This window comes from Bradyrhizobium sp. SZCCHNRI2009 (assembly GCF_032485115.1).
Taxonomy (GTDB): Bacteria; Pseudomonadota; Alphaproteobacteria; order Rhizobiales; family Xanthobacteraceae; genus Bradyrhizobium.
The window spans coordinates 664,908-675,417 of record NZ_JAUEUH010000004.1 but is presented as its reverse complement, the minus strand read 5'-3'; the positions used below and the strand labels follow the sequence as shown (position 1 = coordinate 675,417).

Annotated in this window: 9 protein-coding genes and 2 pseudogenes; 2 read left to right on the top strand and 9 right to left on the bottom strand. The window is 66.4% G+C overall.

From position 1 onward, the window contains the following. Positions 1–83 precede the first annotated feature (83 nt). From QX041_RS18415 to QX041_RS18390, 6 genes and pseudogenes are all read right to left on the bottom strand, one after another. On the bottom strand, positions 84–512 hold the full coding sequence (locus tag QX041_RS18415) for a tyrosine-type recombinase/integrase (RefSeq protein ID WP_316166199.1): 429 nt from the start codon (positions 510–512) through the stop codon (positions 84–86). Next, positions 397–912: a site-specific integrase gene (locus tag QX041_RS18410; protein ID WP_316166177.1), complete on the bottom strand. Its 516-nt coding sequence runs from the start codon at positions 910–912 to the stop codon at positions 397–399. Before QX041_RS18410 ends, QX041_RS18415 begins: the two co-directional genes overlap by 116 nt. After that, a complete protein-coding gene (locus QX041_RS18405) occupies positions 909–1,835 on the bottom strand; it encodes a tyrosine-type recombinase/integrase (RefSeq protein ID WP_316166176.1) in 927 nt (308 codons plus the stop codon). The genes QX041_RS18410 and QX041_RS18405 overlap by 4 nt, the downstream gene beginning before the upstream one ends. An 8-nt stretch (positions 1,836–1,843) precedes the next feature. After that, a complete protein-coding gene (locus QX041_RS18400) occupies positions 1,844–2,233 on the bottom strand; it encodes a tyrosine-type recombinase/integrase (RefSeq protein WP_316166198.1) in 390 nt (129 codons plus the stop codon). Between the two features lie 293 nt (positions 2,234–2,526). After that, a pseudogene (locus QX041_RS18395) lies at positions 2,527–2,742 on the bottom strand (site-specific integrase); the annotation flags it as partial. Positions 2,743–3,214: 472 nt separating this feature from the next. Beyond that, positions 3,215–3,373, bottom strand: a pseudogene (locus QX041_RS18390) (transposase); the annotation flags it as partial. Positions 3,374–3,654: 281 nt separating this feature from the next. Here QX041_RS18390 and QX041_RS18385 point away from each other — a divergent pair. Both QX041_RS18385 and QX041_RS18380 read left to right on the top strand, forming a co-directional pair. Then, complete coding sequence (locus QX041_RS18385; RefSeq protein WP_316166175.1) at positions 3,655–4,812, top strand: glycosyltransferase family 4 protein; 1,158 nt, start codon at positions 3,655–3,657, stop codon at positions 4,810–4,812. After that, positions 4,809–5,810 carry a glycosyl transferase gene (locus QX041_RS18380; protein WP_316166174.1) on the top strand — a complete coding sequence of 334 codons (1,002 nt, stop codon included), beginning with the start codon at positions 4,809–4,811 and terminating at the stop codon, positions 5,808–5,810. Before QX041_RS18385 ends, QX041_RS18380 begins: the two co-directional genes overlap by 4 nt. Positions 5,811–5,814: 4 nt before the next feature. Here QX041_RS18380 and QX041_RS18375 read toward each other — a convergent pair whose 3' ends face one another. From QX041_RS18375 to rfaE1, 3 genes are read right to left on the bottom strand one after another with little or no spacing between them, the layout of a single operon-like run. Next, complete coding sequence (locus tag QX041_RS18375; protein ID WP_315825085.1) at positions 5,815–7,728, bottom strand: nucleoside-diphosphate sugar epimerase/dehydratase; 1,914 nt, start codon at positions 7,726–7,728, stop codon at positions 5,815–5,817. After that, positions 7,725–9,008 (bottom strand): O-antigen ligase family protein, encoded by a 1,284-nt coding sequence (locus tag QX041_RS18370; protein WP_316166173.1) that lies wholly within the window; start codon positions 9,006–9,008, stop codon positions 7,725–7,727. Before QX041_RS18370 ends, QX041_RS18375 begins: the two co-directional genes overlap by 4 nt. After that, the gene (gene rfaE1, locus QX041_RS18365; RefSeq protein WP_316166172.1) at positions 9,005–10,477 is read right to left on the bottom strand and encodes a D-glycero-beta-D-manno-heptose-7-phosphate kinase; all 1,473 of its coding nucleotides are present in this window, start codon (positions 10,475–10,477) and stop codon (positions 9,005–9,007) included. Before rfaE1 ends, QX041_RS18370 begins: the two co-directional genes overlap by 4 nt. Positions 10,478–10,510 lie beyond the last annotated feature (33 nt).

Here is a 10,510-nt window from a genome sequence, read left to right as displayed (position 1 = left end):
GCCATCCGAGTTCGCCGCCACCTGCAATCCGCGTCGGGATCTGGCGCTGCGCTATGCCGAGAGCTCCGCGCCAGCTCTCGCCGCTACGACTGGCTTACAGCAGTTCCATAGCAGCGCTGCCTCAGCACGTGCGGTGACACGCTCTTGGCCTTCAAGGACGGGCAACTCTTGTGAGCGGCACGGACATGCTTTCCCAGCAGGGACTGCACGCTGTCGGCACTGAGCCGACCCCCGCGCACGTTCGGGAACAACGCTGGTGCTCCTTTCCGCAACGGTTCCTTGAGCCATGCCTGGAGCGCAGACCGAGCGAGTGTGGTCAGCGGAGTGGTCCGCTCCTTCCGCCCTTTACCGACGCATCGTACGTGTGCGCCAGACCCGAGGTGGACAGCATCCCGGTCAAGGCCAGTCAGCTCTGACAGGCGCAAGCCTGTCTGAGCCGCGACCAGCAGCAAGGTGGGATCGCGGCGGCCAAGCCACGTCGTTCGATCGGGCGCTGCGAGAACCGCCTCGATCTCGGGCCGCGTCACGAAGTGCACAGCGCACCTGTCGCTTGTCGTGGCGTTTGCTCGGTATGGCGAGCACGCGTTGGATCAGCGCACCGTGTGCCGGCTCCTCGAAGGACACGAACCTGAAGAAGGATCGGATGGCGGTCAGACGCAGGTTACGCGTATTCGCCCTGACGCCGCGCTTTACCTCGAGATCGGTGAGGAACGCGCCGATGAACGTTGCGTCCAAGTCGGTGAGCGTCAAGGCCGATGGGGGCTTCCGCAGCTGCGCCTGTGCGAACAAGAACAACAGCCGGAACGTGTCCCTGTAGGAGGCGATCGTGTTGGCGCTCACATTGCGCTGGCGCATGAGACGCTCGGTGAAGAAGCGCTCAATCAACGTGGTGACATTGCAGGTGGGCTTCATGCCGTCACTTCCCACCGCCGATCGAGACGCCGCGCCGCTTCTTCCATCAACTCTGGGCAGGCCGAGAGATACCAGTAGGTGTCACGCACGCAGGCGTGGCCAAGGTAAGTGGAGAGCACAGGGAGTTGCTGCTCGACGTTCTTGCCTTCGCGATACCAGTCGAGCAGCGTCCGGATGGCGAAGCGATGACGGAAGTCGTGCACGCGTGGTCCGGTACGATCACCTGGGCGCCGCAGCCCGATCTCTCGGGACAATCGCCAGAAGACGCGATGAACGTACTGGTGCAGCAAGCGGCCTCCCCGTTCGGCAACGAAGAACGTCGAGCCGCAGCGTGATCCGAGCATCGCGTCGCGCCGGTGGGCGTAGTCGCGCAACGCGGTTCTCGTCGTGGGATGCAATGGCATGAGCCGCGACTTGCCGAACTTGGTCAGCCGGACCGTCAGCACGCCGGCGTCGAGGTCGACGTCATCACGCTCCAGGCCGATCGCCTCGGATATACGCATGCCCGTCACCGCGATCAGCCCGAACAGGGTATGGTAGGTCCATCGTCGCAGCCCGCCCGCTGGCGGCAGAGCCAGCGCTGCCGTCAGCAACGCATCGAGCTCCGCGTCGCTGTAGACGTAGGGCTTGGCGCGCTTCCATCGGGGCAGCATGCCGACAGGCGGTACCTCCGTTCTCGGATCGAAGTTGGCGACATGGCGCGCGAACCCGCGCACGTCGATCAATCGCAGCGCCCAGGATGCATGACGATAGGGCGGCAGCGTTGCCCATTCCATTGCCAGCTTCGTCGTGATGATCCTGGCTTTGCGCTTCGCCATGAAGGCGACGAAGTCGGCGAGCCGACGGGTCTGGTGCTCGTACTTGTAGCCAACCCCCTTGCGCATGCTCAGGTACTTATCGAGTGCGGCGCGCAGATTGGTCATTGCACGCCTCACGGCCAGGGCAGGCTCAATGTTCTCAGCGCATCGATGTCGACCTTCGCGTAAATCCGGGTGGTGTCGTGGTTCTCGTGCCGCAGCAACTGTCCGATCTCCGACAAGGTCGCGCCAGATCGGAGAAGCTCGGTAGCGAGACTGTGTCGGAAGATATGGGCGCCGCGGTGGGCGCAACCTTCGATTCCAACGCGATCGAGAGCGGCCTTGGCGATCATGGTGATCGCGCATCCGGAAGCAAAACCGACGTGTGGCGCGAGTGTGCGGACGAACAGCCGTCGGCACGACGACTTTGGGCGGCCATTGCGCAGATATGCAACGATAGCCGCGCCAACGTCTGGCGGTATCGGCATCCGTGCACGCTGTCGGCCCTTGGCGCGAGCGAGTATCTCCCTGGCGCGCCAGTCGATATCGTCGAGGTGAGCGTCGCGACCTCGTCGGCTCGCAGGCCGAGCTTGGCCAGCAACAACAGAATGGCGTAGTCGCGCCTTCCCATCACCGTCTCTCGGTCGCTACCGTCGAGAGCCTTCCGCACCTGAGCGGCAGGTAGATAGGTCGGCAGAGTTGCAAGCTTCCACCTGCGTATCGATGGAACGCAATCCGCCAACGGGCGCGAGTTCAGCCCCCGATGGTGGAGATAACGGAGAAAGGCACGCAACGACCAGCACATCGCCTTGCCTGTTGCCGGGGTCCAATCCCGGGCGTGGCGCTCAACGTAGTGGATCACGTCCTCTTGGCTGATCTTGCTCAGGGCGCCGCCGGAGCACACCTCGTGCAGGAACCTGCGGATGACTGGGAGATGGCGGACGATGGACTTCGGGGCCAAGCCGCGCTCTGATCGCAGGTAGGCATCGAACTCCTTGAAGATCCGTTCGTGCGGAGTGAGAGGCGGTAGCACCAACGGCGAGATCGCGCCTTCCTCGCGCAGCACCGACAGCCATCGCTTGAGCGCGGCCCGGTCGCCGGGTTGGATAGACTGCCTCCCGCCTCGATGTCGGAGGTACCGCTCAACGACCTGTTCATCAAGATCGACCAGCTTGTAGCGACGGCCGGCGATCCAACTCAGGAGCCCGCTAACCACGTTGAGGCAACGCCACGCGCCATGCCGAACGAGCCTCTCTTCGACGAGACGAGCGGCGTAGCGCTCGACGAACTGTCGTGTGGCCCGCCTCTGAGACGCCGGTACAGCCGGCTTCTGCCCATGTACTCTTCAACTTCTATCGTCCTGTTCTCCGCTGTTGAAAGCGGAGGCACAGAACGAACTATGCCGAACCAACCAAACGACGGTCAGCGAGAAATCTGGGGAAAACGGCCCGACTCGGCATAGTTCGGCGGGCGGCATAAACCGCCCTATGCCGCCCTCGGCATAGGGCGGTCTGGATCAGCATGTAGATGGCGGCAGCGCGGCAGCCGCCTTCGTCGGAGCCGGCGAAGGTCCAATTCTTGCGGCCGAGGGCCACGGCGCGCAGCTCGCGCTCGACCACATTGTTGGTCATGCACAGCCGGCCATCGTCGATGAAGCGCGTGAACAAAATGCACAAGATTGCCAACAAAGGTGCTCTGGAACCAGCAATCCGGCGCGGCCGAAGACTGCGCAGTAAGCTCCTCGTCGGCGTGCGGGCATGCCGAGGGGATCGCTGGTTTTCGCTGCCGCCGCAATGGTCTTATTGTCACCGGCGAAGTGTCTGAGATGCCGTGGCGCCGAACGTGGCCGGTAACACGCAGGCATTTTCTCGCGTACATCTACCCCCTCGCCGACGGCGTCGGCTTGCCGTATACGGCGCCCTGACAGCCTAAGACCGTGAGCCGAATGCCCCCGCCCCGCTCCGCTTCGCCGCGCCGCCTGCTCTACGTGGCCAACGAGGATTACGCCTTCCTGATGCATCGCCTGCCGATGGCGCGCGCGGCGCGCGAGGCCGGCTACGAGGTGCATGTCGCGACCAACGTCAATGCCGGCGCCGCCGCGATCGCCGCCGAGCGGTTCGTGCTGCATCCGATCCCGTTCCAACGCGGCGGGCTGTCGCCGTCATCAGCCCTGCCCACGATCCGCGCGATCCGCGCCGTCGAGGCTGCGATCAACCCCGACGTGGTGCATCATTCCGGATTGCAGTCGAGCGTGCTCGGCTCGCTCGCCGCGCTTGGACGCACCACTCCGGTCGTCAACGCCATGACCGGCCTCGGCTATGTGTTCACATCGGCGAGCTGGCGCTCGCGTCTGCTCAAGCAGGGCCTGCTGTGGCTGCTGCCGCAGCTCATGAACCGGACACCGAGCTGCGTGCTGGTCCAGAATCCCGACGATCGCGAGGCGCTTCAAGCCATGGGCGTCCGGGGCGACAAGATCACGCTGATCCCGGGCTCGGGCGTCGATACCGACCGCTTCCAGCCGCTGCCAGAACCGGACGGGCCGATCACCTTCGGCTTCGCAGGACGGCTGCTGACCGACAAGGGCGTCCGCGCCCTGGTCGCTGCGCACCGCATGCTGCGCCAGCAGGGCCGCGACGACCAGTTGCTGATCGCCGGCTCGCCTGATCCGGCCAATCCTGCCTCGGTCTCGGCCGAGGAGGTCGAGGCCTGGCGGAAGGAACCCGGCATCACCCTGCTCGGCCAGATCAAGGACATCACCGAGCTCTGGCGCCGCTGCCACGTGGCCGTGCTGCCGTCGCATCGCGAAGGACTTCCGGTCAGCCTGCTGGAGGCCGCCGCCTGCGCCCGGCCGTTGATCTCCACCAATGCACCCGGCTGCCGCGAGATTGCGATCCACGACCAGACCGGACTCGCCGTGCCGGTCGAGGATGCGGCGGCGCTCGCGCAGGCGATGGCGCAGCTGGCGGCGTCGCCCGAGATGCGCGCACGTTATGGCGCGGCGGCCCGTCAACTGGTCGAGGACAAGCTCTCGGCCAGGATCATTGGCCGTTCGGTGGTGGCGCTCTATGATCGCCTCATCTCGGCCGCAGAGGTCTGCGGATGATCGCCGATCCCACCGCGGTCCTTGCCGCCATCGCCGTGCTCGCGGCCGCGATGTGCGCCATCCTGATCGTGCTGTTGCGTCCAGTGCTCCAACGCTACGCGCTGGCGCGGCCGAATGCGCGCTCGTCGCACAAGATCCCGACGCCGCAGGGGGCCGGCATTGCCGTGATCGGCGCCACGATCGTTGTCGGCGGCGCGTTCGCCTCCGTGGCCGGTTTCGCGCCGCTGCTGATGCTGTTCATCGCCGTGCCGATGCTGGCGCTGGTCGGCCTGATCGACGACATCAGGCCGATCCCGGTGCTGCCGCGCCTGGTCCTGCAGGGATTGGCCGTCGGCCTCGTCGTATTCACCGCGCCTGACGATCTCAGGCTGTTTCCGATCCCGCTGGCGGTCGAGCGCGCGCTGCTGCTGATCGCCGGCCTGTGGTTCGTCAACCTCGTCAACTTCATGGACGGGCTCGATTTGATGACCGTGGCCGAGGCGGTGCCGATCACGGCGGCGCTCGTCCTGTTTGGCCTCTCCGGTGAACTGCCCTGGCCGGCGACTGCCATCACTGCGGCGCTGGGTGGCGCCATGCTCGGCTTTGCGCCCTTCAACCGTCCCGTCGCAAAGGTCTTTCTCGGTGATGTCGGCAGCCTGCCGATCGGGCTGCTGCTCGGCTGGGGCCTGCTCCATCTTGCCTGGCAGGGCGACGTCGCAGCGGCGCTGCTGCTGCCGCTGTATTATCTAATCGACGCCACTTTCACCCTGTTGCGGCGGATGGCGCAGCGCGAGCCATTCTGGGCGGCGCACCGCACGCATTTCTATCAACAGGCCACCGATAACGGCTTCACCGTCTCGCGCGTCGTCAGCGAGGTGTTCATTCTCAATATCGTGCTTGCGACGCTCGCAGCCATCTCGGTCGCGCAGCGTTCCATGACGGTCGACGCCATCCTGCTCGTCTTCGGTCTCGGCGCCGTCACCTGGGTGCTGAGCCGCTTCTCGCGGCGGCGCCATTGAAGACTCAGGCCGCGCTCGAGCCGAATTCCGGCACCGCATCCTTCAGCACCGACTTGATCGTCACTGGATCATTGCGCGCGATCGCCTGATCGAGCGCCGCGATCCAGGCCTTCAGCGTCGGCATCGGCGGCTCGTTCGGGTTGGCGGCCATGATGCCGGCGACACCGATCTCGACCGGCGGCTCCTCGCTCGCAAACAGGATTTCGTTGAGGCGCTCGCCGGGCCGGATGCCCGTGAACACGATCTCGACGTCGTAGCCCGGCTGCAGGCCGGACAGGCGAATCATGCGCTCGGCCAGTTCGACGATGCGGACCGGCTGGCCCATGTTCAGCACATAGACCGAGACGTCCGGGCGCTGCGGCGCCAGCGCATGGGAGGCCGCGGTGATCACGAGATCGCAGGCCTCGCGGATGGTCATGAAATAGCGCACCATGTCCGGGTGCGTCACCGTGACAGGACCGCCCGCCTCGATCTGGGCCTTGAACTTCGGCACCACCGAGCCGTTCGACGCCAAAACGTTGCCGAAGCGCACCGAGATCAGCCGCATCGGCGGCCGTCCCACCGGCCGGTCGGCGAGCTGGCGATCGAGCGCCTGGCAGTACATTTCGGCGAAGCGCTTGGTGAGGCCGAGCATCGACACCGGCTCGATCGCCTTGTCGGTCGAGATCATCACCATGGCCTCGGCCCCTGAGGCCACCGCGGCATCGGCCACGTTGATCGAGCCGAAGATGTTGGTCTTGACGCCCTCGCTCCAGTCGCGCTCGAGGATCGGCACATGCTTCAGGGCGGCGGCATGGAAGACCAGATCCGGCTTGAACTCGCCGATCAGCGCGAACACCCGGTCGCGATCGCGGATGTCGGCGATGCGCCCCTCGACGGCGACGGCAGCCTCGGGATCGGCCGCGAGCACCTCGGTGATCGCGTAGAGCGCCGGCTCGGAATTCTCCAGAATGAGCAGCCGCGCCGCGCCGAATGCCACGACGCGCTGGCAGATCTCGGCCCCGATCGAGCCGCCGCCGCCGGTGACGACCACCGCCTTGCCACGCACCAGCGCTTCGAGACGTCCGTAATCGATCTTCTCGCTCGGCCGCAGCAGGAGGTCCTCGACCGCGACCGGCGCGAGCCTCGGCGCATCGCCGCTCTCCAGCGACGGCAGGCGGCTCACGATCAGGCGCAACCGGCGCGCCCGCATCAGGAAGGTTTCCGGATGACAGTCCGGATCGAACGCCGTCGGCATCATCAGGGCGCGCGCGATCGGCCGGTCGCGGCGGGCGAAGTCGGCCGCGACATCCTCGACATCGTCGATGCCGCCCAGCACCGGCACGCCGCGGATCAACTGCCCCCGGTCGGCGGCCGATGGCGAGAGAATGCCGATCGGCCAGATCCGCTTGACCGCGCCGCTCTCGATGCCGCGCAGCACGACCTCGGCGTCGGCAGCACGGCCGATCAGGAGCGCGGGGGCAGCGTCCTCGGACCGCGCGTGCCGTCGCACCCGCGTGTAGCGGAAGTAGCGATAGGCGAAACGCAGCGCGCTCAGCGCAAAGATCTCCAGGAACCAGTAGAGAATGATCGTGAGCTTGCCGAAGAAGAAGGTGCCGCGGACGTTCGGCGCAACGATGATGTAGTCGAGAACCAGCAGCGCCAGCGTCAGCACGGTCGCGACTCGGACGATGTTCAGCGCGTCCGGCAGCGAGATGAACCGCCACTTCGTCGTCAGAAGGCTCGAGAAGTAGAAGACGACGAAGCTGAAGGCGATGAAGTACGGCAGGATCTGCAAGAGCAGCGGCACCCGCTCCCAGAAGGTGCTGGCGCCTTCGAAGCGGATATAGAACGCCGCGAACAGCGCGACGACGCTGACCAGGAGGTCATGCGCGGCGATCAGCATATTCCGGTAGGTCAGTTGAGACGGACGCGTCATGGTTCGAGCGTCCCCTGCCTAGCATCAGGCGGCGTCCGCGATCGCCACACCATTCCGCCGGCCACGCCGACGCCGATCACGTACATCCACCCCTCGTGGAAATCGAAGATGTGGGAATTGAACAGCGAGGTGAAGATGTTCTGCACGACGACGAGCAGCCCGATCCAGGGCACCAGCCCGTCGCCGCGGAACAACAGAAGGTGCACGGCCCACATCGCGTAGAGAATCACGATCCCGAGCGCCCCCCATTGGACCGCCACGTAGAGCGTCTGATTGTGCGGATTGCTGACGACCTGGCTCGAGGAGAGGTCGCGCGACCCGCTCGCGGCCAGCTCGAACAGATGACGCGTCGAGCCCGAGCCGTGCCCGATCAGCGGCGCGTCGGCCAGGAACCGCAACGACTTGCGCCAGAACTCGAGCCGCTCGCCGATCGACGTCACCGCGCGATCGTTCCTGTAGTCCTGATATTGGCTCGTGAACGTCGCCACCTTGCCCTGCAATTGCGGGGACACGGTCCATGCCGCGAGGCCCAGCGCAAGGGCAACGGCCGCGATCAGCAGGTTGGCACGCCATTTCAGGTGGATCAGCCCGAACACCGCAAGCAGGATCGGGATCGTCACCAGCGCGGTACGCGAGACAACGATGAAGATCATGTTGGCGAGGAACGCGATCATGATCGCAGTGAGCAGGCCGGCCGGAAGGAAGCGGCGGGCGCGCAGCAACTGGGCGATCGGATAGGCCAGCGCCACGGCGCAGAGCGAGAACTCCTGGCCCTGGTCGATGTAGTTCTTCACGAAGATGCCGCGATCGGCATTGGCCTTGAGCGCGAGCGCAGGATTGAACGCGACCGCGGTCGACACCACGACCATCAGCACGCAGGAGGCGAGAAACGCGGTGAAGACCCACAGGCCGCGCTCCGACCGCTGGAAATGGTAGAGCAGCGCGGGCAGCACCAGAAGCTTGGCCGCAGGTCCCACCGCGTAGAACCGCGCGCCCCATGCGACGTCCGACCACAGCGTTCCCACCAGCGCCAGCAGGAACAGCGCGATCGGCGCCAGCGCGATCGGCCGCTTCAGGACCTGCAGCAGACGCTCGACATCGAGAAACGGCACCATCGTGATCAGCATGACGACGCCGAGGATCGACACCAGCGAGGTCGACCACGGCAGCGAGGCCGCCAGCAGAATCGCCACGACATCGACCGTCGTCCGCCACGCCGCCGGATCGCGCCAGCGGCGCGCCAGCAGCGCCGGGCCGGGATGACCTGCCAGCGCGCTCATCGCGCCTCGCTCCGGGCGCGATCGACCAGCGCGGTCGTGCTGTGCCCTTTCAGGATGTCGATCAGGATCACCTCGCCGCCGCCGGCCTCGACGACCTCATGCCCCACCACCTGCTCGCGCGTATAGTCGCCGCCCTTGACCAGGACGCTCGGCCGGACCAGCTCGATCAAGCGGAGCGGCGTGTCCTCGGCGAAGATGGCGACGAGGTCCACCGCCTCGAGCGCGGCCAGGACCTCGGCGCGCGCGCGCTCGTCCTGCACGGGCCGGCTTTCGCCCTTCAGCCGCTTGACGGAGGCATCGCTGTTCAGCCCGACCACGAGCCGGTCGCAGGCGGCGCGCGCCGCGGTCAGCACCTTGACGTGGCCGGGATGCAGAATGTCGAAGCAGCCATTGGTAAAGCCCACGCGCAGGCCCTCTCCCCGCCAGACCTCGACGCGGGCGGCGAGCTCGTCATCGCTCTCGATGATCTTCTCCTCAGCGGCACGATAGGCATGCGGCAGGATCTTTCGGCGCAGCTCGGCCGATGTCACGCTGGCGGTGCCGTGCTTGCTGACGGCCACCGCCGCCGCGGCGCTCGCCATCCGCAACGCATCCGCCCAGGCGGCGCCGGCCGCGAGCGTCGCGGCAAGCACCGCAACAACCGTGTCGCCGGCGCCGGAGACGTCGCGCACCTTCACGGGATAGGCCGGCACGTGAATCGGATCGCCCTCGCGCGGGACCAGCGTCATGCCGCGCTCGCTCTGCGTCACCAGGATCGCCTCGCAGTCCGCGAGATAGATCGCATCCTGCGCGGCCGCGGCGATCTCCTGTTCGGTCTCGGCGCGGCTGCGGGTCGCTTCCGAAAACTCCTTGCGGTTCGGCGTCAGCACGCTCGCGCCGCGATAGATCGCGAGATTCGCGCTCTTGGGATCGACGATGACGCGCTTGCCGGCCTTGCGCGTCGCGTCGATCACGTTGCGCAACACGCGCGCCGTGAGCACGCCCTTGGCGTAGTCCGACAGCAGCACGATATCGGCCCGCGCGATCAGTGGCAGGATGGCCTCGATCAGCTTCTGCTCGATCTCGCCGGCCGCCGGTGCGGCGCGCTCCCAGTCGGCGCGGAGCATGTGGGTGGAGAAATGCTCGGAGACGAAGCGCACCTTGCGCGTCGTCGGCCGCGAAGGATCACGGACAAGCACGCTCTCGATGCCGCCCTCCTTGGCGAGCTCGGCCTCCAGCTGGTCGCCGGCCGCATCCTGCCCGACGAGACCGACGAAGATGCAGCGGGCGCCGAGCGCGGCGATGTTGCGCGCGACGTTGCCGGCACCGCCGATAGTGGTCTCGCTTCGCTGGACCGCGATGACCGGCGCCGGCGCCTCGGGGGAAATCCGCGACACCTCGCCATAGACGAACTCGTCCAGCATCAGGTCGCCGATGCACAGCACCGTCTGGCGGGCGATCGCTTGCGAGAGATCGTCAAAGTCGAACATCAGCGGCAGTCTCGGTGCAATGGTCGGAACCAG